Raw genomic sequence first — 26,605 nt, 5'->3', positions numbered from 1 at the left:
TATGAGTGGCGCAGAAGCGATTCGCCTCCGGCGGTTAGGGGGTTGTGCTCCGTTTGGGGGGGCCCCCCCCCCCCCCCGCGGGGGGGGGGGGGGGGGGGGGGGGGGGGGGGGCCCCCCCCCCCCCCGCCGCTGTGGTCCTGTTCCGGTCAGTACGGCCAGATCGGCGGGTCGCTGACGAAGTGGCCGCCCAGGTAGGCGTGCGCGATGTTGTCGGGGTCCAGCTCGCCCTGCTCGGCGATCAGCTTCTCGGCGTACGGCTCGGAGTCGTCCTGCGGCTCGTAGCCGAGCGCCCGGGCGCTGCCGAGGTCCCACCACAGCCGGGTGTTGGCGGAGGAGCCGTGGACGACGGTGTGGCCGACGTTCTCGGCGGTCAGGGCCGCGTGGAAGAGGCGGGCGCCGTCGGCCGGGCTCATCCACACCGACAGCATGCGCACGCTGGTCGGCTCGGGGAAGCAGGAGCCGATGCGCACCGACACGGTCTCCAGGCCGTGCCTGTCCCAGTAGAGCTGGGCGAGGTCCTCGCCGAAGCACTTGGACAGGCCGTAGAAGGTGTCCGGGCGGCGCGGGGTGTCGACCGGGATCAGCGGGTCGTCGCCCTGGGGGCGGGGGGTGAAGCCGACCGCGTGGTTGGAGGAGGCGAAGACGATCCGGCCGACGCCCTCCTCGCGGGCGGCCTCGTACAGGTGGTAGGTGCCCTCGATGTTCGCCTTGAGGATCTTCTCGAAGGGGGCTTCCAGGGAGATGCCCGCGAGGTGGATGATCGCGTCGACGCCCCGTACGGCCTCCCGTACGGCGTCCTTGTCGGCGAGGTCCGCGACGATCGCGTCCGGCTCGCCGTCGATCGGGCGCAGATCGAGCAGGCGCAGCTCGTAGCCGTAGCCGGGGAGCAGCTCCCGCATCAGGGTGCCGAGGCCACCGGCGGCGCCGGTGAGCAGGACGGTGCGCGGAGCGGGCATCCTCGGGTCTCCTTGGGTCGACGCAGGCACAGGGCCGCATGCATGGACGATATTCACATGCATGGACACGCTAAGGAGCGTCGCCACGCCCCGTCAAGTGGCGCGCGGAGTCGGTGAATCCGCCTGTGGGACGCGGTTTGGGGAGCTTGACCGGCGCGGAAGGGCGTCCTTAGGGTGACCGTGTTCAGAAATATGGACGCTGATCAGAGACATGAGTGTTGTGCGTAGTCCGTGCCAGTCCGAGGGAGAGCCCGTGACGTCAGCCCCGCTCGCCGCACGCCTGCGTGTCCCCAGCGGACCGCTGTTCTTCCCCGTCACCGCCTTCGGTCCCGACGGCTCCGTCGACCTCGACGCCTACCGGGCGCACGTCCGCCGGGGGGTCGCGGCCGGCGCGGCGGCCGTCTTCGCGTGCTGCGGCACCGGGGAGTTCCACGCGCTCACACCGGAGGAGTTCGAACTCTGCGTGCGGGCGGCGGTGGAGGAGACCGGCGGGCGGGTGCCGGTCGTCGCGGGCGCCGGCTACGGGACCGCGCTCGCGGTGCGGTACGCGCGGCTCGCGCACGCGGCCGGGGCGGACGGCCTGCTCGCGATGCCGCCCTACCTCGTCGTCGCCGGCCAGGAGGGACTGCTGCGCCACTACCGGGAGGTGGCGGCCGCGACCCCGCTCCCGGTGATCGTCTACCAGCGCGACAACGTCGTCCTCACCCCGGAGACCGTCGTCGGCCTGGCCCGCACCGAGGGCGTCATCGGCCTCAAGGACGGGCTCGGCGACCTCGACCTCATGCAGCGGATCGTCAGCGCCGTCCGCACCGAGGTGCCCGGCGACTTCCTCTACTTCAACGGTCTGCCGACCGCCGAACAGACCCAGCTCGCCTACCACGGCATCGGCGTCACCCTCTACTCGTCGGCCGTCTTCTGCTTCGCCCCCGAGATCGCCCTCGCCTTCCACCGGGCGCTCACCACCGGCGACCCGACCACCGAGCACCGCCTGCTGGACGGCTTCTACCGCCCGTTCGTCGAACTGCGCGCCCAGGGCCGCGGCTACGCCGTCTCCCTGGTCAAGGCCGGCGTCCGGCTGCGCGGACTGGACGTCGGCGAGGTTCGGCCCCCGCTGCACGAGCCGGGCGAGGATCATGTCAAGCAGCTCGCCCAGGTGATCGAGCGCGGATACGCGCTGCTCGAAGAGGACATGACGGAGGACCAGTGAAGGCGTCGACATTCGTCTACCCGTGGGACGTCAACGGGGACCCGGAGGCCCCGGCCCGCATCGCCGCGCTCGGCGTGCCACAGGTGACGCTCGCCGCCGCCTACCACTCCACCCGCGCCCTCACCCCGCGCCACCCGCGCCACCGCATCGTCACCGCCGAGCACGCGGCCGTGCTGTACCCGGCGGACGAGCGGTGGGACGGCCGCACCCTGCGCCCCTACCCGGCCGGCGACTGGGCTCCCGGCGACGCCTGGGGCGAGGCCGCCGCCGCGCTCGCCGGGGCCGGTCTGGAGGTGCACACCTGGGTGGTGCTCGCGCACAACTCGCGCCTGGGCGCCGAGCATCCGGACACCTCGGTGGTCAACGCCTACGGCGACCGCTACCCGTGGGCCCCGTGCATCGCGCAGCCCGCCACCCGCGCGTACCTCGTCGACCTGGCCGCCGAGGCCGCCGTACGGCCCGGCGCGGTCGGCACCGAGCTGGAGTCCCTCGGCTGGTACGGCCTCCAGCACCTGCACGCCCACGACAAGACCGGCGGGGTCGGTCTCGGGGACGCCGGGCAGTACCTGATGGCGCTCTGCTTCTGCCCGGCCTGCCGGGAGGGCTACGGCGCGCAGGGCCTGGACGCGGACGAGCTGGCGGCGGCCGTACGGACCGCGCTGGAGCCGCTGTGGCAGGGGGCACCCGACGAGGGGAGCTGGGCGGGTGTCGAGAAGCTCCTCGGGGAGGGGACGGCGGCGGCCACGCGCGCGTGGCGCGACGCGACGGCCCGCAGCCTCCAGGAGGCGGCGGTCGCGGCCGTCCGCTCGGCGGCACCGGAGGGCTTCCAGGTGCTGCTGCACGCCGACCCCGTGACCCACCACGTCGGTGCCAACCCGGGCGTCGACCCGGCGCACGTCCTGTCCGTCGCGGACGGGGTCGTCGTGCCCTGCGCGGGCGGCCCCGGCCTGCTCACGCCCTTCGCCGAGCAGGACCGGGAGGGAGCCGTGATCGCCGCGAACCTCACCGTCGTCTCCGGCATGGGCGGCAGCCCCGGCACGCTCGCGGCCGACGCGGCCCGCGCGCGGGAGCTGGGGGCCACCGAGATCCGGCTCTATCACGCGGGGTTGGCGTCCGACGGCGACCTGGAGGCCGTGCGCAAGGGGCTCAGCGCGCTCTGAGCCAGCACCGCCAGCTGCGCGACGCCCAGGACGGCCAGCAACAGCCGGTGGTCGGCCAGTTCGACCAGGGCCGCCCCCACGCCCAGCCCGACCGCGTTCGGCGCGAACATCAGGGTGTGGGCGGTGGCGGTGGCCCGCCCCAGCAGCCGGTCCGGCGTCTCGCGCTGTACGGCGGTGAGCGCGGCGACCAGCACACAGGGCAGCCCCACACCGATCGCCGCGCTGCACGCCAGGGCCACCACGTCGGACGGCACCGCCCGCAGCGCCACCGCCACGCCGGTGAGCGTGATGCCGGCCGCCGCGAACCGCCGCTCGCCCAGCCGGCGCAGGGCGGGCCCGGTGAGCAGCCCGATCGCGACGGACCCGGCGCCCTGGACGGCGTAGAGCACACCCGTGTACGCGGGGGAGTGGCCGAGGCCCTCGACGACGGCGTGGACCAGCGCGCCGTTGAACCCCGCGAACAGCATCGTCGTCCCGCCGGCCAGGACCAGGGGCCGCAGCCGCGGGTCCCGCAGCAGGTGCCGGGCGCCCTCCGCCGTCCGCTCCCGCCGGCCACTCGCCGACGGCCCGGGCCTGCTCTCGCGCACCCGGACGCAGGAGTACAGCAGGGCCGCACCCGCGAAGGTCGCCGCGTCCAGGAGCGCCACGCTCGGGCCGCCGTAGGCCGCGTACACGCCCGCGCCGGCCAGGGGGGCCAGCAGCTTCATGCCCTCGACGGCCGTGGTGCGCAGGCCGTTGAAGTCGCCGAGGAGACCGGGGTCGACGGCGGTGGCGACCAGCGCGGACTTCGCGGCCTCGTGGACGACCGACACCGTGCCGTAGACCAGCAGGACCGTGAACAGCAGCCACAGGCCGCTCGGGGAGTCGACGGCGAGGAGGGCCGGCAGCAGGGCCGCGAGGAGCAGGTTGAGCGCGATCAGCAGGGGCTTGCGGCGGGTGCGGTCGGCGAGCGGGCCCAGCGCCGGGCCGGCCACGGTCGGCACCCACAGGGCGAACGTGCACAGCGCGGCCAGCCCGTCCGAACCGGTGAGGTCCTTGACCCACACCCCGGACGCCAGCCACAGCGCGGAGGTGCCGAAACCGGAGAGCACCAGGGCGGCGAGGTGCAGCGCCGCGTCGCGGTCGCGCAGGACGCGCACCACGGACCATGTCGTCGTCTTCGTCATGCCTGGTCATCGTGGATCTAAGGCGGCCGGGCGGGCATCGGGCAGATGCCCTAGAGCGGTCCCGGCGGCACGATGCCCGGTGTCCGACCGGAGCGATGAGTTTCCGGGCCGCCGCCGGTCCACCCCACATGACCGACACGACCACCACTCTCGACCTCGGACCGCAGGCCCGGATCGTGGCGCGCCTCGCGGAAGGGGTGCGGGACGACCAGCTCGCGGACGCCACGCCCTGCCCGGGCTACGCCGTGCGCACCATGCTCGGGCATCTGGCGGGCCTCGCCGTCGCCTTCCGTGACGCCGGACGCAAGGACCTGGGCCCCACGACGGACACCGCCCCGGACGCCGCCCTGCCCGACATCGGCCCCGGCTGGCGCGAGGAGCTGCCCAGGGTGCTCGGCGAACTCGCCGACGCCTGGCGGGACCCCGCCGCCTGGACGGGCACGACCCGGGCAGGCGGCGTCGACCTGCCCGGCGCGGTGGCGGGCGCCGTGGCCGCCGACGAGCTGGTCATCCACGGCTGGGACCTGGCGCGGGCCACCGGGCAGGAGTACGTGCCCGACCCGGCGGCGCTGCGGGCGTGCTGCGCGTTCCTGCGGGCCGTCGCCGAGGAGCCCGGCCGCGGGGGCGGGATCTTCGGTCCCGTCGTGCCCGTCCCGCAGGACGCCCCGCTGCTCGACCAAGCCGTCGGACTGAGCGGGCGTGATCCGGGCTGGACGCCGTAGCCGGCCCGATGAGCACGTCGTAGACGGAGGTAATCAGGGCGCGTCCGGCGGGGAGGAACCGTACGCTCCCCACCATGCCCCTCAGCCTCACCGTCCTCGGTACCGCCTCCCCGCACCCGGGGCCGGACCGTCCCTGTTCCGGGTACCTGCTGCGCGGCGGGGGTGCCGAGGTGTGGGTGGACGCGGGGACCGGGACGTTCGCCGGGTTGCAGCGGCACACGGATCCGCGGCGGCTCACGGCGATCTGGATCTCCCATCTGCACGCCGACCACAGCGCCGACCTCCTCGCCGCCTACTACGCGTTGGCCCACGGCGGCCTCACCCCGCCGGCCCCCCTGCCGGTGTACGCCCTGGCGGACTGCGCCCAGCGGCTCGCCGGGTTCCTCGGGCGGCCGGACGTCCGGTTCCTGAGCGGTGTCCTCGACTTCCGGCCGCTGTACGACGGGCATGCCGTACGGCACTGGAACCTCCGGCTCACCTCGCGCGCGGTGGTCCACGACACCGAGGCGTACGGGCTGCGCGCCGAGTGCCAGGGCAGTGTCCTCGCGTACTCCGGGGACAGCGGGCCGTGCGGCGCGCTCACCGACCTCGCCCTGGGGGCCGACCTGTTCCTGTGCGAGGCGGACATCGACCGGCATCGCGAAGGCGAACAGGTGCACCTCACGCCGGAGGACGCCGGCGACGCCGCCCGCAAGGCCGGTGTGCGCGAGCTGGTCGTCACCCACGTCGGGCCCACGCTGACCAGGGAGTCCGCGACCGCGCGGGCCGGTGTCGCGTTCGGCGGCCCCACCCGTGCCGCGGTCGAGGGCGTCACCCTCTCGCTCTGACACCTTTTCCGCGCAACCCCGATTTCCTCTGTCAGAAGCATTGACGAAACACGGGGCCCCTCCTACCTTCAACGCGTCGTACTTCGTACGTCATATATGAGACGCGATACGCGAGATCAGATACGCGACATCCATCCGAGAGGCGCGCATGACCTCTGTGCCCACGCCGATCCCGTCCCGCACGCAGTACGTGCTGGAGGAGATCAAACGCCGCATCCTCACCGGGCAGTTGACGCCGGGTCAGGCGCTGGTCGAGACCGAGCTCGCCGCACAGTTCGGGGTCTCCAAGACCCCGGTGCGCGAGGCGCTCAAGACCCTCGCCGGCACCGGACTGGTCGTCATGAGCCAGTACAAGGGCGTCACGGTGCGCATGGTGGACGCGGACATGGCGCGCGAGGTCTACGACGTGCGGCTGCTGCTGGAGCCCGAGGCGCTGAAGCGCGCCGTGCGGCGCGGGGCCTCCCTCGAGGCCGCCCGTTCCGCGCTGACCCGGGCCGACCAGGCGACCGACACCGCCGAACGGTCCCTCGCCAACCGCGAGTTCCACCGCGCCCTCTACCTGCCGTGCGGCAACCCGCTGCTCGGCCGGATGCTGGACGAGGTCCGCGACCAGGCCGCCCTGGTCTCCGCCGTCGCGTGGGCGGCCTCGCCCTCCTGGGAGCGGGAGGCCTGCGAACACCGCGAGATCCTGCGGCTCGCCCTGGACGGCGACGCGGACGGTGCGGCCGGCGCCCTCCACGCCCATATCGCGTCGTTCGTGCAGCGCGCCTTCCCCGAGGCCGGGGACACGGCGCCGGGACAGGAAGGTCAGGAATGAGCAGCGTGGCGTTCGAGACCCAACGGGCGGCCCTGGCCGACGTCGTGGCCATCCCGGTGACCCCCTTCGCCGAGGACGGCTCCGTCGACCAGGACGCCCACCGGGCCCTGTTGCGCCGTCTGCTCGACGGCGGGGTCACCACCCTCACGCCCAACGGCAACACCGGCGAGTTCTACGCCCTCACCCCCGAGGAGCGCCGCCTGGTCACGGAGATGACCATCGACGAGTCCGGCGACCGCGCCGTGATCCTGGTCGGCGTCGGACACGACGTCCCCACCGCCGTCGCCTCCGCCCGCCACGCCCGCGACCTCGGCGCGCAGATGGTGATGGTCCACCAGCCCGTCCACCCCTACGTCTCGCAGAGCGGCTGGGTCGACTACCACCGCGCCATCGCCGAGGCCGTGCCCGAGCTGGGTGTCGTCCCGTACATCCGCAACGCGCAGCTCACCGGCGGCCGGCTCGCCGAACTCGCCGACGCCTGCCCGAACGTGATCGGCGTGAAGTACGCCGTCCCGGACGCGGCCCGCTTCGCCGCCTTCGCCCGCGACGCCGGGCTGGAACGGTTCGTCTGGGTCGCCGGCCTGGCCGAGCCGTACGCCCCCTCCTACTTCTCCGCGGGCGCCACCGGCTTCACCTCCGGCCTGGTGAACGTCGCCCCGGCCGTTTCGCTGAACATGATCGAGGCGCTGAGATCCGGTGACTACCCGGCCGCCATGAAGGTCTGGGAGCAGATCCGCCGCTTCGAGGAACTGCGCGCCGCCAACGGCTCCGCCAACAACGTCACCGTCGTCAAGGAGGCCCTCGCCTCCCTCGGACTGTGCCGCCGCGAGGTCCGCCCGCCGAGCAGGCCGCTGCCCGAGGACGAGCGCGCGGAGGTCGCCGCCATCGCCGCCGGGTGGTCCATATGACCGAGACCGCCAGGAAGCGCCCCGAGGACCTCCGAAGCCATCAGTGGTACGGCACCGAGGGGCTGCGTTCCTTCAGCCACCGCGCCCGCACCCGCCAGCTCGGCTACCTCCCCGAGGAACACCTCGGCAAGCCCGTCATCGCGATCCTCAACACCTGGTCCGACATCAACCCCTGCCACGTCCACCTGCGCGACCGCGCCCAGGCCGTGAAGCGCGGGGTGTGGCAGGCGGGCGGTTTCCCGCTGGAGTTCCCGGTCTCCACCCTCAGCGAGACCTTCCAGAAGCCGACCCCGATGCTCTACCGCAACATGCTCGCGATGGAGACCGAGGAGCTGCTGCGGTCGTACCCGGTCGACGGCGCCGTCCTGATGGGCGGCTGCGACAAGACGACCCCCGCCCTGCTCATGGGCGCGGCCAGCGTCGACCTGCCGACCGTCTTCGTGCCCGCCGGGCCCATGCTGCCGGGCCACTGGCGCAACGAGGTCCTCGGCTCCGGCACCGACATGTGGAAGTACTGGGACGACAAGCGCGCCGGCCTCATCGGCGACTGCGAGATGACCGAGCTGGAGAACGGCCTCGCCCGCTCGCCCGGCCACTGCATGACGATGGGGACGGCGTCCACGCTGACGGCCGCGGCGGAGGTCCTGGGGGTGACCGTGCCGGGGGCGTCGAGCATCCCGGCCGTCGACTCCGGGCACGACCGCATGGCCGCCGCGGCGGGCCTGCGCGTCGTCGACCTGGTCCACCGGGACCGGACGCTGAACGACATCCTCACCCGCGACGCCTTCGAGGACGCCGTCACCACCGTCCTCGGCCTCGGCGGCTCCACCAACGCCGTGATCCACCTGATCGCCATGGCGGGCCGGTCCGGCGTCAGGCTCACCCTCGACGACTTCGACCGCATCGCCCGCACGGTCCCCGTCCTCGCCAACGTCCGCCCGGGCGGCCAGAAGTACCTCATGGAGGACTTCCACTTCGCGGGCGGCCTCCCCGGGTTCCTCTCCCGGATCCCGGACCTGCTCCACCTCGACCGGCCGACGGTCGCGTACGACACCCTGCGCGAGCAGATCGCCGACGCGCGGGTGCACAACGACGACGTGATCCGGCCCCGGGACAACCCGGTCGCGAGCGAGGGCGGGGTGGCCGTGCTGCGCGGCAACCTCTGCCCGGACGGCGCGGTCATCAAGCACATCCCCGCCGAGCAGCACCTGCTCAAGCACACCGGCCCCGCGGTCGTCTTCGACGACTACCGGACCATGCAGCGGACCATCAACGACCCCTCGCTGGGCATCACCGCGGACAGCGTCCTGGTGCTGCGCAACGCCGGCCCCAAGGGCGGCCCGGGCATGCCCGAGTACGGCATGCTGCCCATCCCCGACCACCTGCTCAAGCAGGGCGTGCGGGACATGGTCCGGATCTCCGACGCCCGGATGAGCGGCACGAGTTACGGCGCGTGCGTGCTGCACGTGGCACCCGAGTCGTACGTCGGCGGACCCCTCGCCCTGGTGCGCACGGGGGACTCGATCACCCTCGACGTCGCGGCCCGCTCCCTCCAGCTCCACGTGGACGACGAGGAGCTGGAGCGGCGCCGGGCACAGTGGACGCCGCCGCCCACCCGCTACGAGCGCGGCTACGGCGCGCTCTACAACGAACAGATCACCCAGGCCGACACGGGCTGCGACTTCGAGTTCCTGGCCCGGCCGGGCAAGGTGCAGGACCCGTACGCGGGCTGACCCCGGTACCACCCGCTCGGCCAAGAGCCGATCACGCACCTGGAGAAAGCGCTTCCTGAACGACGCACGCACGACGCACGCACGACGCACACACGAAGTACGAGAACGGAGAACAGTCATGGCCCAAGCCGCAGCCGTGGCGAAACCGCCCGCGCCACCCCGGCGGCGCCGTGCCTCCGCCACGCCGCGCAGACTGCCGTACCTGCTGATCGCCCCGGCGGCCCTGCTCATGCTGGGCTTCATCGCCTACCCGGTGATCAGCGTCTTCTACTACAGCCTGCAGAACTACAACCCCACCAAACCGTGGCGGAACGGCTACGCGGGCTTCGACAACTTCGTCCACGCCTTCACCGAGGACCCCGTCTTCTGGGACACGCTGACCTTCAGCGCCAAGTGGGTCTTCGTCGAGGTCGGGCTCCAGCTGCTGTTCGGCCTGGCGCTGGCGCTCATCGTCAACCAGACCTTCGTGGGCCGGGCGATGGGACGCGCCCTGGTCTTCTCCCCGTGGGCCGTCTCCGGCGTCCTGACCTCCGCGATCTGGGTGCTGCTCTACAACTCCCAGACCGGCATCACCCGTTACCTCGCGGACATGGGCATCGGCTCCTACGGCACCAGCTGGCTGTCGGACACCTCCACCGTCTTCCCGGCGGCGATCGTCGCCGACCTGTGGCGCGGTGTCCCCTTCTTCGCGATCCTGATCCTCGCCGACCTCCAGTCCGTCTCGAAGGACCTGTACGAGGCGGCCGAGGTCGACGGGGCGAGCAGGTTCAAGCAGTTCTGGCACATCACGCTGCCGCACCTGAAGGACGCCATCATCCTGTCCACGCTGCTGCGCGCGGTGTGGGAGTTCAACAACGTCGACCTGCTCTACACCCTGACCGGCGGCGGACCCGCGGGCGAGACCACGACGCTGCCGCTCTACATCGCCAACACCTCCGTCGACGCCCACAACTTCGGCTACGCGTCCGCCCTGACCACGGTCGCGTTCGTGATCCTGCTCTTCTGCTCGATGGTCTATCTGCGGCTGAGCAAGTTCGGAAGTGAGGCCAAGTGATCACCAAGGAGGCCACCGAGGTGGCGCCCACGCCCGTGAGCGTCCCCACCGCGACCGAGCAGCGGCCGCGCAGGAAGAACCGCTCCTGGGACGAGGTTCCGCGCTGGCAGATCTACCTGCCCCTGTCGATCTACCTCGTCTTCACCCTCATCCCCTTCTACTGGATCCTGCTCTTCGCCCTGCGCCCGGCCGGCTCGACCTCGCTGGTGCCCTGGCCGATGACCTTCGACCACTTCGACAAGGTCTGGACGGAACGCAGCTTCGGCACCTACTTCCAGAACAGCCTGCTCGTCGGTGTCGCCACCCTGGTCATGACGACCGTGGTCGCGCTGGCCGGCGGCTACGCCCTCGCCCGCTTCGACTTCAAGATCAAGCAGGCCTTCATGCTGGCCCTGCTCTGCTCCCAGTTCGTGCCGGGCGCGCTGCTCCTGGTCCCGCTGTTCGAGATCTTCGCCGAGCTCCAGATGATCAACTCGCTGGGCAGCGTCATCATCGCGGAGACCGTCTTCCAACTGCCGCTGTCGATGATCCTGATCAGCAACTTCATCAAGAACGTGCCGTACTCGCTGGAGGAGGCGGCCTGGGTCGACGGCTGCAACCGCATGACGGCCTTCCGGATCGTCGTCCTGCCGCTGCTGCGGCCCGGACTGATCGCCGTCGGCTCCTTCGCCTTCGTCCACTCCTGGAACCACTTCCTGTTCGCCCTGATGTTCCTGAACAACCAGGACAAGCAGACGATCCCGGTCGGCCTCAACACCCTGATGAGCGCGGACAGCGTCGACCTCGGCGCGCTCGCCGCGGGCGGCATCATCGCGGCCGTCCCCGTCGTCATCGTCTTCGCCTTCATCCAGAAGTGGCTGATCACGGGCTTCAGCGCGGGGGCGGTGAAGGGATGAGAGCACGTCATATCGCCGTGGTGGCGGGGACGCTCGGGCTCCTGTGCGTCCCCGCCCACGCCGAGGCCCGTGACATCAGCCGCGACATCCTCGCCCCGAACGACGGCTGGGCCTCGGCCGAGGGCGGCACCACGGGCGGCGCCGCCGCCGACGACGCCCACGTGTACACGGTCACCGACCGCGCCGGCCTGGTCCGCGCCCTCGACCACGGCAGCGACACCCCGAAGATCATCAGGATCGCCGGGACGATCGACGCCAACACCGACGACGACGGCGACCACGTGGACTGCGCCGACTACGCCACCGACGGCTACGACCTGAAGAAGTACCTGGCCGCCTACGACCCCCGCACCTGGGGTTCGGCCAAGCCCAGCGGCCCGCAGGAGGAGGCCCGCCAGGCCTCCGCCGCCCGGCAGGCCGAGCGGGTCGTCCTGCCCGTCGGCTCGAACACCACCATCGTCGGGCTGGGCAAGGGCGCCGTCCTCAAGGGCGCCAGCCTCCAGGTCAGGAACGCGGACAACGTCATCCTCCGCAACCTCGACCTGCGCGACGCCTACGACTGCTTCCCCGTCTGGCAGCCCAACACCGGCGGCCTCGGCGACTGGAAGACGGCGTACGACAACGTCTGGCTGGCCGGCGCGACGCACGTGTGGGTCGACCACGTCACCGCCTCCGACAAGGGCCACCCGGACGCGGCCGAACCCACCTACTTCGGCCGCAACCACCTCCGCCACGACGGCCTGCTGGACATCACCAACGGCTCCGACCTGGTCACCGTCTCCTGGAGCCGGTTCGCCGACCACGACAAGGCGATGCTGATCGGCAACGGCGACACGGCGACCGGCGACCGCGGCAGGCTGCGGGTCACCCTGCACCACAACACCTTCGAGTCGGTCGTCCAGCGCGCGCCACGCGTCCGCTTCGGACAGGTGCACCTCTACAACAACCGGTACGTGGTCGAGGAGGACGACGCCGACCACCGCTATTCCCTGGGCGTCTCCACCGAGTCCGGCATCTACGCCGAGAACAACGTCTTCCACACCCCCGGGCACGTGGAGGTCGCCGACCTGGTCAAGAGCTGGAACGGCACCGCCCTGCACCAGACCGGCACCCTCTTCAACGGCTATCCGGTCGACCTGCTCGCCATTCACAACACCTACAACAGCGGCAGCGAGCGTGATCTCACGGCGGACGTCGGCTGGACGCCCACCCTGCACACGAAGATCGACAGCGCCGGGACGGCCGACCGAGAGGTGGCACGCGGCGCGGGCGCGGGGAGGATCCCATGACCGTACCCATCGTCCTCGCGGGCGCGCGCGGCCACGGCCGCTGGCACCTGGACAACATCCGCCGGCTCCAGGACAAGGGCATCGTCCGCCTCGCGGGCGTCTGCGAGCTGACCCCGCTCACCCCGGACGAGATCCCGGAGGGCCTCGGCGCGCCCGAGCAGTCCGCCGACTTCGGCGCGCTGCTCGACTCCACCCGCGCCCGGATCGCCGTCGTCTGCACCCCGATCCCCACCCACACCGACCTGGCGCTGACCGCGGCCCGCAAGGGCGTGCACCTGCTGCTGGAGAAGCCGCCGGCGCCGTCGTACGCGGAGTTCCGCCGGATGGCGGAGGGGGTCGCCGAGGCGGGCGTCGTCTGCCAGATCGGCTTCCAGTCGCTGGGCTCGCACGCCCTGCCCGCCATGCGCCGGATGATCGCCGACGGGGTGATCGGCGAGGTGGCCGGGGTCGGCGGGGCCGGCGCCTGGGCGCGCGCGGAGTCGTACTTCCGGCGGGCGCCCTGGGCGGGCAAGCGGCGGCTGAACGGCGTCGACGTGATCGACGGCGCCCTCACCAACCCGCTCGCGCACGCCGTCGCCACCGCGCTCGCGCTGGCCGGCGCCACCCGCGCGCAGGACGTCACCGGCATCGAGACCGAGCTGGCGCACGCCAACGCCATCGAGTCCGACGACACCTCCTGCGTCCGGGTCACCACCACCGCGGGCCGTCCGGTCACCGTCGCCGCCACCCTGTGCGCCGAGGACCCCGACGACCCGTACGTCCTGGTGCACGGCAGCAGCGGCCGGATCACCTTCTGGTACAAGCAGGACCGCGTCCTGCTCCAGCGCGCCGGCCACGGCCCCGAGGAGTTCGAGTACGGCCGCACCGACCTGCTGGAGAACCTCGTCGACCACCTCACCGACGGGGCCGAGCTGCTGGTCCCGCCGGCCGCGACCGAGGCGTTCATGCGGGTCGTCGAGGCCATCCGGGTCGCCCCCGACCCCGTCCGGCTATCCGAGGACACCTGGCACCTGCTGCCCGACGAGGGCCGCCGGGTGGTCCCCGGCATCGACGGGCTCGTCGCGGCCGCCGCCGACACCCTCGCCCTCTACTCCGAACTGGGCGCCCCCTGGGCGTCCCCGACCGCGCATCCGGAAGAGGTGAGCACCTGATGACGGCACCCGACTCACCGGTCGTCCTGCGCGTCGCGGGCCGCCCCGTCGGCCGCTACGTCACCCGGCCCGAACTCCCCGCCCGGCTCTCCCCCCGCCCCTATCTGCACCCCGTCACCACCCTGGCCGGCACGGCGGTCACCGAACTGAGCCCGGCCGACCACATCCACCACCTCGGCGTCGGTGTCGCCGTTCCCGACGTCGAGGGGCACAACTTCTGGGGCGGACGCACCTTCGTCCGCGACCAGGGCCCGACCGAGCTCGACAACCACGGCGCCCAGCGGCACATCGGCTTCCAGTTGCGCGACCCCGACGGCTTCGTGGAGGAGCTGCGCTGGGTGGCCGCAGGAGCCGAGCTGCTGCGCGAGCGCCGTACCGTCGCGGCCACCGCACTCACCGACTCGGCCTGGGCACTGGACTTCACCTTCTCCCTCACCAACGTCACCCCGGACCCGGTGACGATCGGCAGCCCCGCCACCAACGGGCGCCCCGGCGCGGCCTACGGCGGCTTCTTCTGGCGCGCCCGCAAGGAGGCCACGGCCCCCGACGTCTTCACCGCCGACGCCGAGGGCGAGGCCGAGGTCCACGGCGGGCGCGCCGACTGGCTCGCCCTGGCGGGACGGGGGTCCCCCCGCACGAGCGAAGCCGGGGGCGGGGGAGGCTGGACGCTGGTCTTCGCGGGTGCCACCGACACCACCCGCCGCGACCCCTGGTTCGTCCGCACCGCCGAGTACCCGGGCGTCGGTTCCTCCCTCGCCTCCGCCGGACGGCTCGCGATCGCGCCCGGCGACACCGCCGTCCGCCGCATCGTCACCGTCGTCGCCGACGGCCGCCTGGGCCGCGACGAGGCGGCGTCCCTGGTCCGGAAGGCGGTCAGCCAGTGACGCACGAGACGTACGAGAACCCTGTCCTGAACGCCGACTGGTCCGACCCGGACGTCGTGCGCGTCGGCGACGACTTCTACCTCACCGCCTCCAGCTTCGGCCGCGTCCCCGGCCTGCCGCTGCTGCACTCGCGCGACCTGGTCAACTGGTCCCTCGTCGGTCATGCCCTCGAACGCCTGGAGCCGGCGGACGAGTTCAGCAGGCCCCGGCACGACTGCGGTGTCTGGGCGCCTTCGCTCCGCCACCACGACGACCGCTTCTGGATCTTCTGGGGCGACCCCGACCAGGGCATCTTCCAGGTCAACGCCCCCGAGATCAGTGGGCCCTGGACCCGCCCGCACCTGGTGAAGGAGGGCAAGGGCCTGATCGACCCCTGCCCCCTGTGGGACGAGGAGACCGGGGAGGCCTATCTGGTCCATGCCTGGGCGAAGTCCCGCTCCGGCGTCAAGAACCGCCTCACCGGCCACCGGATGCACCCCGACGGGACGTCGCTGCTCGACGAGGGCAAGCTGATCGTCGACGGCGACCGCATCCCCGGCTGGTTCACCCTCGAAGGCCCCAAGCTCTACCGGCACGACGGCTGGTTCTGGATCCTGGCGCCCGCCGGGGGAGTGGAGACCGGCTGGCAGGGCGCCTTCCGCGCGCGGGACTTCTTCGGCCCCTACGAGGAGAAGATCGTCCTGGAGCAGAAGGACACCGACGTCAACGGCCCCCACCAGGGCGGCTGGGTGCGCACCCCGTCCGGCGAGGACTGGTTCCTGCACTTCCAGCAGCGCGGCGCGTACGGCAGGGTCGTGCACCTCCAGCCGATGCGGTGGGGTACGGACGGCTGGCCGGTCATCGGTGACGACGGGGCCCCCGTCGCCGTGCACCGGCGCCCCGGCCTGGCGCCGCAGCCGCCCGTCGCGCCCGCCACCGACGACGACTTCCCCGGCGGACGCCACGGCCGCCAGTGGCAGTGGACGGCCAACCCTCCCGCTTCGCTCGAGCGGGGGGACCCCCATGACGGCTGGGCCACCCAGCACTCCGGGGACGGGCTGCGGCTGACCTGCGTGCGCACGGCCGACGCGCACGACCTGCGCGCCCTGCCGAACGTGCTCACCCAGCGGCTGCCCGGCACGCCCTCGGCGGTGGAGGTGGAGCTGGAGCTGCACGGCGAGGAGCCGGGCGCCCGGGCCGGGCTCGCGGTCCTCGGGGACGCCTTCGGCTGGATCGGCCTGCAACGCGGGGCGGACGGGACGGTCCACCTGGTGCACCGGTTCGCCGAGGCGGTGGCCGAGCGGGAACGGGACGCAGACCATCCGCGGCTCGCCCCCGGCGCGCGTGTCCGGCTGCGCGTCGAGATCGGCACCGGCGCCCGCTGCCGCTTCGCCTACGACCTCGGCGACGGCCTGCGGTACTCCGGTCCGGTCTTCGCCGCCACCCCCTGGCGCTGGGTCGGCGCACTGCTCGGCCTGTTCGCGGTCGCTCCCGACGGACCGGGGCACGCCGGGGCGGCCACCTTCACGGAATTCCGCATCAGACCCCTGTAACCCACCGTTGTCGTACGCCTGTTGGGAGCCGCAATGACGCACTTCCGGAGCAAGCGCTTGCCGAGGCGCGGTGTCGTGCCGGCCGCCGTGGCCGTTCTCGTCGCCTCGCTGGGGCTCGGCGCGGTCGGTGAGGCGAAGGCTGCCGACGTCACGACCGAGTCGGCCGACGTCCGGGCCGATCCGGCCGCCGCCTCCCGCTGGACCGACCGGGCCCACGGTTTCGCCTCCCTGGCCGGCGGCACCACCGGAGGCGCCGGCGGCAAGGTCGTCACCGTCACCGACCAGGCCTCACTGGCGAAGTACGCGGCCGCCGAGGAGCCGTACGTCATCCGGGTCGCCGGTTCCATCGCCGTGCAGCCCTTCGGCGCGGACATCGTCGTGGCCTCGGACAAGACCGTCATCGGCGTCGGCGACACCGGCGAGATCGTGCACGGGGAGCTGCACCTCAACCCCGGTACGCACAATGTGGTCATCCGCAACCTGACGATCCGCGACTCGGCGGTCGAGGGCAACTGGGACTGCAAGGACACCGACTTCGACGGCATCCAGATGGACACCGTCCACCACGTGTGGGTCGACCACAACCGCTTCTCGAACATCTGCGACGGCCAGCTCGACGTCCGCAAGGACAGCGAGTACGTCACCGTCTCCTACAACCGGTTCGAGAACAACAACAAGACCTTCGGCCTGGGCTGGACCACCAACGTCAGGACCCAGATCACCGTCGACCACAACCTGTTCGCCCGCACCAAGCAGCGCAACCCGTCCGTCGACAACGCCGCCTACGCGCACCTCTACAACAACTACCTGACGGCGCAGGTGGATCCGGGCGACCCGGTGTGGACGTACGGGAACTGGTCGCGCGGCAGGACCCGGATGGTCATCGAGAACAGTTACTACCAGGACGTCCAGCACCCCTACCAGGCCGATGCGACCGCGGAGTTGGTGGAGCGCGGGTCGATCCTGAGGAACACCACGGGCCGGCACGACGAGTGGGGCGCCGCCTTCGACCCGCGGGACTTCTACGCCTACCGGCTGGACCCGGCGGCGGCCGTGCCCGCGCTGGTGACCCGGTTCTCCGGCCCGCAGAAGCGGATCGGCGACTCGGTGACCCTGCACGTCCCGGCGCACTACCCGACCGTCCAGGCCGCCGTGGACGCCGTGCCCGAGGGCAACTCCGTCCCGGTGACCATCGCCGTCGCGCCCGGCACCTACCGCGAGAAGGTGTTCATCCCGGCGACCAGGCCGAACATCCTGGTGCAGGGGACTGGACAGGACCGCTCGGACACCGTCATCGTCTACGACACGCCCGCGGCGTACGGCGGCTCCACCGGCAGCGCGACCGTGCGGATCGCCGCGAGCGACGTCACCGCCCGCAACCTCACCTTCAGCAACGACTTCGACGAGGCCGCGCACGAGCTGAACGGCGAGCAGGCGCTGGCGATGAAGACGACCGGCGACCGGATCGTCTTCGAGGACACCGCCTTCCTGGGCAACCAGGACACGCTGATGACCGACAGCCCCAGGCTGGACGTCGTCAGCCGGGTCTACATCCGCGACTCCTACATCGAGGGCGACGTCGACTTCGTCTACGGGCGGGCGACGACCGTCATCGAGCGGTCCGTGATCCGGGCGCTGAGCCGCGGGTCCGCCACGAACAACGGCTACATCACCGCCGCCTCGACCTGGACGGGCAACCCGTACGGGTTCCTGATCACCGGGTCGAGGATCGTGAGCGACGCACCGGCGGGGACCTTCCACCTCGGACGGCCCTGGCACCCGGGCGGGGAACCCGCGGCGGTCGCCCAGGTGCTGATCCGGGACACCGAGCTGCCCGCCGCGATCAAGTCCGCGCCGTGGACCGACATGAGCGGGTTCTCGTGGAAGGACGCGCGGTTCGCCGAGTACCGGAACGTCGGGCCGGGGGCGGCCGTGACCGCGGACCGGCCGCAGATGAGCGACGCGCAGGCGCGGTCCCACGCCGTGGCGCACTACCTCCGGGGCACCGACGACTGGGCTCCGTACGCCCGCCACCACTGACCCCCCACAACTTCACAGACAGTTGGATCCAGAAGAAGAGAGCCGACCAATGAAGATCAGCATCCGCAGAAGCAGGCGCGCCGCCACAGCCGTCGCCCTGGGTGCCGTGCTCACCCTGACCGCCACCGCCTGCGGCGACGACGGCAGCGGCACCGGTGGCGACAAGGGTTCCGAGGGCAGCGGCAAAGGCAAGATCGTCTTCTGGGACAACAACGGCGGTGTCCGCACCGACATCTGGAAGGAGATCATCGCCGACTTCGAGAAGGCCAACCCGGACATCGACGTCGAGTACGTCGGCATCGCCTCCACCGAGTACCAGTCCAAGGTCGACACCGCCCTCCAGGGCGGCGGCCTGCCGGACGTCGGCGGTGTCGGCGCGGCGATGCTCGCCGGGTTCGCCGCGCAGGGCGCGCTCGAGCCGCTCGACGACCGGCTCGGCAAGTCCTCCCTGAGCGGCAAGCTCAACGAGGACATGGTCGAGTCGCTCAAGGCGGCCGGCGGTGGCGACGGCACCCTGTACTCGGTCCCGACCTCCGCCAACAACGGCGTCCTGTACTACCGCACCGACCTGTTCAAGGCCGCGGGCCTGGAGGAGCCGACGACCTGGGACAGGTTCTACACGGCGGCGGAGAAGCTCACCGACGCCAAGAAGAACGAGTTCGGCTACACCATCCGCGGCGGCGCGGGTTCCATCGCGCAGGCGCTGGACGCGATGTACGGGCAGAGCGGGATCACCTCGTTCTGGAACGGTGACAAGACCACGGTCAACGACCCGAAGAACGTCGCGGCGCTGGAGAAGTACGCCGGCCTGTTCAAGACGGTCACCCCGGCGGCCGACCTCAACAACGACTTCACCAAGATGGTCGCCCAGTGGGACTCCGGCACCATCGGCATGCTCAACCACAACCTGGGCTCCTACCAGGACCACGTGAAGGCGCTCGGCGTCGACAAGTTCCGGGGCATCCCGCAGCCGACGGGTGCCGACGGCAAGCGGGTCCAGGTGTCCAACCCGGTCGACGGGCTCGGGCTGTTCAAGAGCTCGAAGAACAAGGAAGCCGCCTGGAAGTTCATCGAGTTCGCCGTCTCCAAGGCGGAGAACTCCAAGTTCAACGAGTCCGCCGGGCAGGTGCCGGCGAACACCGAGGCCGCGACGGACGCGTGGGTCTCCAAGGCCGAGCCGACGAAGCTCGCGGCGCAGGCGCTGTCGGACGGTTCGACGACGATCGTGCAGCTGCCGTACTACCTGCCGGACTGGAACACGATCTCCAAGGCGGAGAACGAGCCGAACTTCCAGAAGGTGCTGCTCGGGAAGATGAGCGCGAAGGAGTTCCTGGACACGCTCGCCGACCAGCTGAACAAGGCCCAGGCCGAGTGGAAGCAGCAGGCCGGATAACCCCACCGGCCCGGCCGTCCGCGGTCGGTCCGGGGCCCGAGGTGTCGCCCGGGCCCCGGGCCGGCCGTGGCGGGGCGCGCCCACGCGGCGGAAGCCGCACACCGATACCCGCCCCGCGCCCCCTTTCCGTCCGATCCCCTGTTGAAAGGCACACCGTCGTGTCACTCACGCGCAGACAGGTTGCCGGCGCGGCCCTGGCCGCCGTCCCGCTCGCCGTGGCGGGAACCGCCTCCGCCCACGCCTCCGATCGCCGCCCCCGCACCCTCTACATCGCCGGCGACTCCACCGCCGCCCAGAAGTTCGCCGACGCCGCGCCCGAGACCGGGTGGGGCATGGCGCTCCCCTTCTTCCTGCACAAGGACCGGCCGGTCTCCAACCACGCGGTGAACGGGCGGAGTTCGAAGAGCTTCGTCGACGAGGGACGGCTGGACGTCGTCCTCGCCTCGATCCGGCCGGGCGACTTCCTGCTCGTTCAGTTCGCGCACAACGACGAGAAGACCACCGACCCGGCCCGTTACACCGAGCCCTGGACGACGTACCAGGACTACCTGCGGCTGTACATCGAGGGGGCCCGGGCCCGTGGGGCGCGGCCCGTGCTGCTGACGCCCGTCGAGCGGCGGAGGTTCGACGCGGCGGGCAACGCCGTGCCCACTCACGGCGAGTACCCCGCGGCGATGCGCGCGCTGGCCGAGAAGGAGGGCGTCACGCTGCTCGACATCCAGGCGCTGTCGCTCGCGCTGTGGCAGAAGCTCGGGGTCGAGGAGACGAAGACGTACTTCAACTGGACCGGGACCGAGCAGGACAACACCCACTTCAACCCGCCCGGCGCGATCGCCGTGGCCCGGCTCGTCGCCGCCGAGCTGCTGCACCGCCGGGTGCTGGCGCCCCGGGACGTGCGCCGGCTCGAATCGGAGATCCCGGACTCCTGGATCACCTGGCCGCCGGCCACCGCCTGACCACCCCCCTTCCGTCGAAAGAGAGCCGCACAATGAACGCACAGACATGGCATGGGCATGCCACAAGCATCGCCGTGGTCGGCTGCACCGCCCTCGCCCTGACGGTCACCGGCACCACGGCGCAGGCCCAGTCATCGCGTGATCTCGCCCGGCAGACCCTCCCGGCGAACGACGGCTGGGCGTCGTACGGCACCGGGACCACCGGCGGGGCCGCCGCCGACGCCGAGCACGTCTACACCGTCACCACGTGGGCGGAGTTCAAGGCCGCGCTGGCGGACGGCGGTGACGCCCCCAAGATCATCAAGGTCAAGGGCATGATCGACGCCGTCTCCGAGGGCTGCGACGCCTTCGCCACCGGGGGGTACGACCTCCAGCAGTACCTCAAGGACTACGACCCGGCCGTCTGGGGCAACGACGAGGTCGCCAGCGGTCCGCAGGAGGACGCGCGGGTCGCGTCCGCCGCCAACCAGGACTCGGCGATCAAGGCCAACATCCCCAGCAACACCACCATCGTCGGCGTCGGCAAGAACTCCGGCATCCTCGGCGGCAGCCTCCAGATCAAGGGCGTCTCGAACGTCATCATGCGCAACCTCACCATCGAGGCCCCGCTCGACTGCTTCCCGAAGTGGGACCCGACCGACGACAACAAGACCGGCAACTGGAACTCCGAGTACGACGCCGTGGTCGTCTACGGCACCGACCACGTGTGGCTCGACCACAACACGTTCACCGACGGGCGCTACCCCGACAGCGAGCGGCCGGTCTACTTCGGCAAGGTCTTCCAGCAGCACGACGGGCTGACGGACATCGTGCGCGGCTCCAACTACGTGACCGTGTCCTGGAACCGCTTCGAGAACCACGACAAGAACATGCTGATCGGGAACGGCGACGGCCTCGCCGCCATCGACTCCGGCAAGCTCAAGGTCACCATGCACCACAACCGCTTCGACGGGATCCTCCAGCGTTCTCCGCGGGTGCGGTTCGGACAGGTCGACGTCTACAACAACCACTACGTGGTGAACGAGGACCAGAAGGACGACTACTACATCTTCGGTGTCGGCATCTCCTCTCAGCTGTACGCCAGCCACAATGCCATCTCGCTGCCGGCCGGCACCGGCGTCGGCAAGGTGTTGAAGAAGTGGAACGAGTCGCCGCTGACCGCCGAGAACAACTACGTCAACGGCAAGCTGACCGACCTGATCGCCGTGCACAACGCGGAGATCCCCGCCGAGACCCTCCAGTCCGGTGCGGGCTGGACGCCGACCCTGCGCACCAAGGTCGACTCCCCCAGGGCCGTCCCCGGGATCGTCGGCGGTCGCGCCGGCGCCGGAAAGATCTGCTGACCTCCACACCGTGACCGGGCCGGGGCCGTCCGTCGCCCCGGCCCGCAACCCCCCACACCCGAGGGACCCCGTCTGACGAACCGCACCGCTTAGGAGCACCCGCATGCCCTCGCCCCACCCCCGACTTCCCCTGTCCCGAAGGGGATTCCTCATGGCGAGCGCCGGCGCGGGCGCCGCGCTCGGTCTCCTGGCCGGCCCCGCCCGCGCGGGCACCCGCCGGCCGTTCGGCCGCTACGGCTCGCCCTCCGCCCGGCTCACCCCGCAGACCCTGTACGTCGACCCGCGCGGACACGGCGACCACACCTCCGTCCGGGACGCCGTGGCCGCCGCCGTCGGCACCGGCTGGACCCTCGTCCTCGCCCCCGGCACCTACCGCGAGACGGTCGCCGTCGACGTCACCCGCACGGAGGCCACCTGGATCGGCGCCTCGGAGGACCCGCGGGACGTGGTGATCGTGTACGACAACGCGGCCGGCACCCCCAAGCCCGGCGGCGGTACCTACGGCACCACCGGGTCGGCCACCACCACCGTGCAGGCCGACGGCTTCACCGCCCGCTGGATCACCTTCGCCAACGACTGGCTGCGCGCCGACCACCCCGGCGTCACCGGCACCCAGGCCGTCGCCCTCAAGGTCCAGGGCGACCGGTCCGCCTTCCACCACTGCCGGTTCCTGGGCCACCAGGACACCCTCTACGCCGACTCGATCGCCCTCGGCACCTTCGCCCGCCAGTACTTCTCCCACTGCTACGCCGAGGGCGACGTCGACTTCGTCTTCGGCCGGGCGACCGCCGTCTTCGAGCACTGCCACTTCCGCACCCTGAACCGCACCGACCTGTCCAGCGCCCCCTACGGCTTCGTCTTCGCACCCTCCACCGCGGGCGCCAACCCACGCGGCTACCTGGTGACCGGCGGCCGCGTCACGAGCGAGGCCCCCGACGCCTTCTACAAACTGGCCCGCCCCTGGGTGCCCAGCTCCGACACCACCGCCCGCCCCATGCTCACCGTCCGCGACAGCCACCTCGGCCCCGGCATCGACGCGGTCGCCCCCTACACCAACATGTCGGCCTCCCACCCGTGGCAGAACCAGCGGTTCGCCGAGTACCGCAACACCGGACTGGGCGCCCGGATCACGGTCCCCGAGAACCGGCCCCAACTCACCCCCGAGCAGGCCGCGTCGGCGACCCGCGAGGCCTACCTCGGCGACTGGACGCCCTGGAAGGAGACCTGCTGACATGCGCAGGCGCACCCTCCTCGCGGGCCTCGCCGCCGGGACCCTGGCGGTGGCGGCCCCCGCCCACGCGCGGTCCCGCCGCGTCCTGCACGTCCGCCCCGGCGACTCCGTCCAGGCCGCCGTGGACGCCGTCGACGGACCCGGCTGGACGATCGTCGTCCACCCCGGCACGTACCGCGAGGTCGTCACCGTCCCCGCCACCAAGGCGGAGCTGACCCTGCGGGGCGCCTCCCGCAACGCCCGCGCCGCCGTCCTCGTGTACGACAACGCCAACGGCACCAAGAAGCCCGACGGCACCACGTACGGCACGGCGGGCTCCGCCACCTTCACCTCCGCCGCCGCCGGCCTCACCGTCCGCGACCTCACCCTCGCCAACGACTGGCTGCGCGCCGACCACCCCGACATCACCGGCACCCAGGCGGTGGCGGCGTACGTCACCGGCGACCGTTCCCACTTCGACAACGTCCGGTTCCACGCCCACCAGGACACCCTCTTCGCGGACACCACCGCCCTGGACGCCTTCGACCGGCAGTACTACCGCCACTGTCACATCGAGGGCGACGTCGACTTCGTCTTCGGCCGGGCGCGGGCCGTCTTCGACACCTGCCGCTTCCACACCCTCCAGCGGGACGTGGCCTTCACCCCCAAGGGCATGGTCTTCGCCCCCGCCACCGCCCGCGCCAACCCCTACGGCTTCCTCGCGGTCCGCGGCCGGATCACCTCCGGCGCCGAGGACGGGGCGTACAAGCTGGCCCGGCCCTGGGTGCCGTCGTACGAGACGACCGCCTGGCCCTCGCTGGTCGTGCGGGACACCTGGATCGGTCCCGGCATCGACCCGGTCGCCCCGTACACCAACATGCGGGACGCCTACCCCTGGCAGACCATGCGCTTTCGCGAGTACGCCAACTCCGGTCCCGGCGCCGTGATCACGCAGCCGGAGAACCGGCCGCAGCTGACCGCGGCCGAGGCCGCCGCGCACACCAGGCGGACCTACCTCGGGGACTGGAGGCCGTATGAGCGCCCGTGATCCGGTGGGCCGGCGGGCGTTCGTGGCCGGGACCGGGGCGGCGCTGCTGGCCGGGGCAGCGGCGACCGGGGCAGCGGCGACCGGGGCGGAGGCGGCCGTGGTGGACGGACCGCTGCCCGACTTCCATCCCGCGCTGAAGGACGCGCTGACCTTCCCGCTGGCCTGGGGGAACTCCCCGATCCGCGACTTCCGCGCCTGGCGCCGGGCGGCCCGCGCGAGGGTCGAGGAGGCGCTGATCGTCGACCGGGAGGACCGGACACCGTACGCCCCCGAGTTCGGCGAACGCTCCGAACACGACGGCTACACGCGGGAGTTGGTCACGCTCTCGCTCACCCGTCACGAACGTGTCCGCGCCGCCCTCCTCACCCCGCACGGCGCCGGCCCCTTCCCGGCCGTGCTGCTCCTGCACGACCACGGCGCCCGGTTCGACATCGGCAAGGAGAAGCTGGTCCGGCCCTGGTACGACCCCACACGGCTCGCCTCAGCCCAGGCGTGGACGGAGAAGTACTTCAGCGGGCGCTTCGTCGGCGACGAGCTGGCCCGGCGGGGGTACGTGGTGCTGGCCGCCGACGCCCTCGGCTGGGGCGACCGCGGCCCCCTGGCCTACGACCAGCAGCAGGCCCTGGCGAGCAACTTCTACCACCTGGGCTCCTCCCTGGCCGGCCTGATGGCCCGCGAGGACGCCCGTGCCGCCGGTTTCCTCGCCCGGCTCGACCGGGTGGACCGGCGGCGGATCGCGGCCGTCGGCTTCTCCATGGGTGCCTTCCGCGCCTGGCAGACGGCGGCGCTCACCGACGACGTCGCCGCCACCGCCGCCGTCTGCTGGATGACCGGCCTCAAGGAGATGATGGTCCCCGGCAACAACACCCTGCGCGGGCAGTCCGCCTACTACATGCTCCACCCCGGACTGCCCCGCCACCTCGACTTCCCCGACGTGGCGAGCATCGCCGCACCCGGGCCGATGCTCTTCTTCAACGGCGGCCTCGACCCGCTCTTCCCCGCCGACGGCGTCCGCGCGGCCCACGACAAGCTGCGCGCCGTCTGGCGCTCCCGTCACGCCGAGGAGCGGTTGCACCTGAAGACCTGGCCCGACCTCGGCCATGTCTTCGTCGACCGCATGCAGGACGAGGTCTTCACCTGGCTCGACCGCGTCCTCTGATCCCCCCACCCACCCCCACGACGCAAAGGACCCGCACTCCATGTCTCGTCGTACCGCTCTGTCCGCCGTCGCGGCGCTCGCCCTCGGCGCCGGCCTCGCCGCCCTCCCCACCCAGGCGCAGGCCGCCACCGTCGTCGTCAGCAACTCCACCGACCTGTCCAACGCGATCAAGAACGCCACCGCCGGCACCGTCATCCAGGTCCGCGGCGGCACCTACTACCCGACGGCCACCCTCCAGTCCACCGCCAACGGCACCTCGTCCGCGCCGATCACCCTCACCGCGTACGGCTCGGAGACCGTGAAGATCGACGGCTCGTCGCTCCCCGCCGGCTCCTGGATCTTCAAGCTGACCGCCGACTACTGGAACGTCTCCCGCCTCACCTTCCAGAACTCCCCGGACAGCGCCGTCGTCTGCCAGTCCTGCACCGGCACCAACTGGAACACCGTCAAGACCATCAACGGCGGCGACTCCGGCTTCACGCTCACCGGGGACGGCACGGTCAACAACACCGTCAGGAACATCGACAGCTACGGCCACTACGACGCCGCCAACCACGGTGAGAACGCCGACGGCATCGCCGTGAAGTACGGCTCCGGCACCGGCAACCTCATCACCGGCGCCCGCCTCTACAACAACTCCGACGACGGCCTCGACTTCTGGTCCTTCTCCTCGCCCGTCACCGTCGAGCACACCTGGGCCTTCGGCAACGGCAGGAACCGCTGGGGCGACTCCGCCTTCGCGGGCGACGGCAACGGCTACAAGCTGGGTGGCGACGGCGAGGTCGTCGCGCACGTCGTCAACAACTCGGCCGCCTGGGACAACACCGGCAACGGCTTCACCGAGAACTCCAACAAGGGCGCCATCGTCATCAACCGCACCACCGCCTACGCCAACGGCAAGTGGGGCTACTACTTCGCCACCGGGTCCGCCCGGCTCGGCAAGAACCTCGCGGTGAGCAACGGCGGGGGCCTGGTGAACAAGGGCTCCTCGGTGGTGTCGGCGGGCAACAACTGGGACTCCGGGATATCGACCCCGGCGTTCAGGTCCACGGACGCGTCGACCACGTACAACGCCCGGCAGTCCAACGGCGCGCTGCCCGTGACCACGTTCCTGACCACGGGCAGCACCACCATCGGCGCGACGATGGACTGAG

At 71.8% G+C, this 26,605-nt stretch carries 23 protein-coding genes; 21 read left to right on the top strand and 2 right to left on the bottom strand.

Annotation, left to right across the window (positions count from 1 at the left end):
- Positions 1-146 precede the first annotated feature (146 nt).
- Positions 147-956, bottom strand: coding sequence for an NAD-dependent epimerase/dehydratase family protein (locus ACF1A1_RS00660; RefSeq protein ID WP_391643943.1), 810 nt, complete (start codon positions 954-956; stop codon positions 147-149).
- Between the two features lie 253 nt (positions 957-1,209).
- Here ACF1A1_RS00660 and ACF1A1_RS00655 point away from each other — a divergent pair, with 253 nt between their 5' ends.
- Positions 1,210-2,163 (top strand): 5-dehydro-4-deoxyglucarate dehydratase, encoded by a 954-nt coding sequence (locus ACF1A1_RS00655; RefSeq protein WP_391643941.1) that lies wholly within the window; start codon positions 1,210-1,212, stop codon positions 2,161-2,163.
- Complete coding sequence (locus ACF1A1_RS00650) at positions 2,160-3,323, top strand: hypothetical protein (RefSeq protein WP_391643939.1); 1,164 nt, start codon at positions 2,160-2,162, stop codon at positions 3,321-3,323. The genes ACF1A1_RS00655 and ACF1A1_RS00650 overlap by 4 nt, the downstream gene beginning before the upstream one ends.
- On the opposite strand, the gene ACF1A1_RS00645 is transcribed toward ACF1A1_RS00650, so the two are convergent.
- Complete coding sequence (locus ACF1A1_RS00645) at positions 3,260-4,489, bottom strand: MFS transporter (RefSeq protein ID WP_391643937.1); 1,230 nt, start codon at positions 4,487-4,489, stop codon at positions 3,260-3,262. The genes ACF1A1_RS00650 and ACF1A1_RS00645 overlap by 64 nt on opposite strands.
- Positions 4,490-4,617: 128 nt before the next feature.
- Between ACF1A1_RS00645 and ACF1A1_RS00640 the strand changes: the two genes are divergently transcribed.
- The 19 genes from ACF1A1_RS00640 (at position 4,618) to ACF1A1_RS00550 (ending at position 26,604) form a co-directional block, all read left to right on the top strand.
- A complete protein-coding gene (locus ACF1A1_RS00640; protein WP_391643935.1) occupies positions 4,618-5,211 on the top strand; it encodes a TIGR03086 family metal-binding protein in 594 nt (197 codons plus the stop codon).
- Positions 5,212-5,285: 74 nt separating this feature from the next.
- Positions 5,286-6,038, top strand: a complete 753-nt coding sequence (locus tag ACF1A1_RS00635) for an MBL fold metallo-hydrolase (protein ID WP_391643933.1) — start codon at positions 5,286-5,288, stop codon at positions 6,036-6,038.
- A 148-nt stretch (positions 6,039-6,186) separates the two neighbouring features.
- Positions 6,187-6,855 carry a GntR family transcriptional regulator gene (locus ACF1A1_RS00630; RefSeq protein ID WP_391643931.1) on the top strand — a complete coding sequence of 223 codons (669 nt, stop codon included), beginning with the start codon at positions 6,187-6,189 and terminating at the stop codon, positions 6,853-6,855.
- The gene (locus ACF1A1_RS00625) at positions 6,852-7,763 is read left to right on the top strand and encodes a dihydrodipicolinate synthase family protein (protein ID WP_391643929.1); all 912 of its coding nucleotides are present in this window, start codon (positions 6,852-6,854) and stop codon (positions 7,761-7,763) included. Before ACF1A1_RS00630 ends, ACF1A1_RS00625 begins: the two co-directional genes overlap by 4 nt.
- Entirely contained in the window at positions 7,760-9,496 is a 1,737-nt protein-coding gene (gene araD / locus ACF1A1_RS00620) for an L-arabinonate dehydratase (RefSeq protein WP_391643927.1), read from the top strand. Before ACF1A1_RS00625 ends, araD begins: the two co-directional genes overlap by 4 nt.
- Before the next feature lie 118 nt (positions 9,497-9,614).
- The gene (locus tag ACF1A1_RS00615) at positions 9,615-10,550 is read left to right on the top strand and encodes a carbohydrate ABC transporter permease (RefSeq protein ID WP_391643925.1); all 936 of its coding nucleotides are present in this window, start codon (positions 9,615-9,617) and stop codon (positions 10,548-10,550) included.
- Positions 10,547-11,446, top strand: a complete 900-nt coding sequence (locus tag ACF1A1_RS00610; RefSeq protein WP_391643923.1) for a carbohydrate ABC transporter permease — start codon at positions 10,547-10,549, stop codon at positions 11,444-11,446. Before ACF1A1_RS00615 ends, ACF1A1_RS00610 begins: the two co-directional genes overlap by 4 nt.
- Positions 11,443-12,735, top strand: coding sequence for a polysaccharide lyase family 1 protein (locus ACF1A1_RS00605; RefSeq protein ID WP_391643921.1), 1,293 nt, complete (start codon positions 11,443-11,445; stop codon positions 12,733-12,735). Before ACF1A1_RS00610 ends, ACF1A1_RS00605 begins: the two co-directional genes overlap by 4 nt.
- Positions 12,732-13,886, top strand: coding sequence for a Gfo/Idh/MocA family protein (locus ACF1A1_RS00600; RefSeq protein WP_391643919.1), 1,155 nt, complete (start codon positions 12,732-12,734; stop codon positions 13,884-13,886). The genes ACF1A1_RS00605 and ACF1A1_RS00600 overlap by 4 nt, the downstream gene beginning before the upstream one ends.
- Positions 13,886-14,770 carry a PmoA family protein gene (locus tag ACF1A1_RS00595; RefSeq protein WP_391643917.1) on the top strand — a complete coding sequence of 295 codons (885 nt, stop codon included), beginning with the start codon at positions 13,886-13,888 and terminating at the stop codon, positions 14,768-14,770. Before ACF1A1_RS00600 ends, ACF1A1_RS00595 begins: the two co-directional genes overlap by 1 nt.
- Positions 14,767-16,302, top strand: coding sequence for a family 43 glycosylhydrolase (locus ACF1A1_RS00590; RefSeq protein ID WP_391643916.1), 1,536 nt, complete (start codon positions 14,767-14,769; stop codon positions 16,300-16,302). Before ACF1A1_RS00595 ends, ACF1A1_RS00590 begins: the two co-directional genes overlap by 4 nt.
- 33 nt (positions 16,303-16,335) lie before the next feature.
- Positions 16,336-18,342 carry a pectinesterase family protein gene (locus ACF1A1_RS00585; protein ID WP_391643915.1) on the top strand — a complete coding sequence of 669 codons (2,007 nt, stop codon included), beginning with the start codon at positions 16,336-16,338 and terminating at the stop codon, positions 18,340-18,342.
- 49 nt (positions 18,343-18,391) lie between these two features.
- Positions 18,392-19,735 carry an ABC transporter substrate-binding protein gene (locus ACF1A1_RS00580; RefSeq protein ID WP_391643914.1) on the top strand — a complete coding sequence of 448 codons (1,344 nt, stop codon included), beginning with the start codon at positions 18,392-18,394 and terminating at the stop codon, positions 19,733-19,735.
- 158 nt (positions 19,736-19,893) lie between these two features.
- Positions 19,894-20,691 (top strand): rhamnogalacturonan acetylesterase, encoded by a 798-nt coding sequence (locus tag ACF1A1_RS00575; RefSeq protein ID WP_391643913.1) that lies wholly within the window; start codon positions 19,894-19,896, stop codon positions 20,689-20,691.
- Between the two features lie 32 nt (positions 20,692-20,723).
- Positions 20,724-22,034 carry a polysaccharide lyase family 1 protein gene (locus tag ACF1A1_RS00570; RefSeq protein ID WP_391643911.1) on the top strand — a complete coding sequence of 437 codons (1,311 nt, stop codon included), beginning with the start codon at positions 20,724-20,726 and terminating at the stop codon, positions 22,032-22,034.
- A gap of 103 nt (positions 22,035-22,137) precedes the next feature.
- A complete protein-coding gene (locus tag ACF1A1_RS00565) occupies positions 22,138-23,265 on the top strand; it encodes a pectinesterase family protein (RefSeq protein WP_391643910.1) in 1,128 nt (375 codons plus the stop codon).
- Between the two features lies 1 nt (position 23,266).
- The gene (locus ACF1A1_RS00560; RefSeq protein WP_391643908.1) at positions 23,267-24,292 is read left to right on the top strand and encodes a pectinesterase family protein; all 1,026 of its coding nucleotides are present in this window, start codon (positions 23,267-23,269) and stop codon (positions 24,290-24,292) included.
- Positions 24,279-25,451 (top strand): dienelactone hydrolase family protein, encoded by a 1,173-nt coding sequence (locus ACF1A1_RS00555; RefSeq protein ID WP_391643906.1) that lies wholly within the window; start codon positions 24,279-24,281, stop codon positions 25,449-25,451. Before ACF1A1_RS00560 ends, ACF1A1_RS00555 begins: the two co-directional genes overlap by 14 nt.
- A 40-nt stretch (positions 25,452-25,491) precedes the next feature.
- Positions 25,492-26,604 (top strand): chondroitinase-B domain-containing protein, encoded by a 1,113-nt coding sequence (locus tag ACF1A1_RS00550; RefSeq protein WP_391643904.1) that lies wholly within the window; start codon positions 25,492-25,494, stop codon positions 26,602-26,604.
- Position 26,605: the final 1 nt, after the last annotated feature.

Source organism: Streptomyces sp. NPDC014995, from assembly GCF_043080745.1.
Lineage (GTDB): Bacteria > Actinomycetota > Actinomycetes > Streptomycetales > Streptomycetaceae > Streptomyces.
Note: the sequence above shows the minus strand (reverse complement) of the source record. Positions and strands in the feature narration are given on the sequence as shown.

Bases quoted from the DNA above. Each gene is read 5' to 3' on its own strand.
- araD (WP_391643927.1), top strand. From the start codon at position 7,760: ATGACCGAGACCGCCAGGAAGCGCCCCGAGGACCTCCGAAGCCATCAG.
- ACF1A1_RS00570 (WP_391643911.1), top strand. From the start codon at position 20,724: ATGAACGCACAGACATGGCATGGGCATGCCACAAGCATCGCCGTGGTC.
- ACF1A1_RS00595 (WP_391643917.1), top strand. From the start codon at position 13,886: ATGACGGCACCCGACTCACCGGTCGTCCTGCGCGTCGCGGGCCGCCCC.
- ACF1A1_RS00630 (WP_391643931.1), top strand. From the start codon at position 6,187: ATGACCTCTGTGCCCACGCCGATCCCGTCCCGCACGCAGTACGTGCTG.
- ACF1A1_RS00580 (WP_391643914.1), top strand. From the start codon at position 18,392: ATGAAGATCAGCATCCGCAGAAGCAGGCGCGCCGCCACAGCCGTCGCC.
- ACF1A1_RS00640 (WP_391643935.1), top strand. From the start codon at position 4,618: ATGACCGACACGACCACCACTCTCGACCTCGGACCGCAGGCCCGGATC.
- ACF1A1_RS00625 (WP_391643929.1), top strand. From the start codon at position 6,852: ATGAGCAGCGTGGCGTTCGAGACCCAACGGGCGGCCCTGGCCGACGTC.
- ACF1A1_RS00585 (WP_391643915.1), top strand. From the start codon at position 16,336: ATGACGCACTTCCGGAGCAAGCGCTTGCCGAGGCGCGGTGTCGTGCCG.
- ACF1A1_RS00605 (WP_391643921.1), top strand. From the start codon at position 11,443: ATGAGAGCACGTCATATCGCCGTGGTGGCGGGGACGCTCGGGCTCCTG.
- ACF1A1_RS00645 (WP_391643937.1), bottom strand. From the start codon at position 4,489: ATGACGAAGACGACGACATGGTCCGTGGTGCGCGTCCTGCGCGACCGC.
- ACF1A1_RS00560 (WP_391643908.1), top strand. From the start codon at position 23,267: ATGCGCAGGCGCACCCTCCTCGCGGGCCTCGCCGCCGGGACCCTGGCG.
- ACF1A1_RS00660 (WP_391643943.1), bottom strand. From the start codon at position 956: ATGCCCGCTCCGCGCACCGTCCTGCTCACCGGCGCCGCCGGTGGCCTC.
- ACF1A1_RS00555 (WP_391643906.1), top strand. From the start codon at position 24,279: ATGAGCGCCCGTGATCCGGTGGGCCGGCGGGCGTTCGTGGCCGGGACC.
- ACF1A1_RS00550 (WP_391643904.1), top strand. From the start codon at position 25,492: ATGTCTCGTCGTACCGCTCTGTCCGCCGTCGCGGCGCTCGCCCTCGGC.
- ACF1A1_RS00565 (WP_391643910.1), top strand. From the start codon at position 22,138: ATGCCCTCGCCCCACCCCCGACTTCCCCTGTCCCGAAGGGGATTCCTC.
- ACF1A1_RS00615 (WP_391643925.1), top strand. From the start codon at position 9,615: ATGGCCCAAGCCGCAGCCGTGGCGAAACCGCCCGCGCCACCCCGGCGG.
- ACF1A1_RS00635 (WP_391643933.1), top strand. From the start codon at position 5,286: ATGCCCCTCAGCCTCACCGTCCTCGGTACCGCCTCCCCGCACCCGGGG.
- ACF1A1_RS00600 (WP_391643919.1), top strand. From the start codon at position 12,732: ATGACCGTACCCATCGTCCTCGCGGGCGCGCGCGGCCACGGCCGCTGG.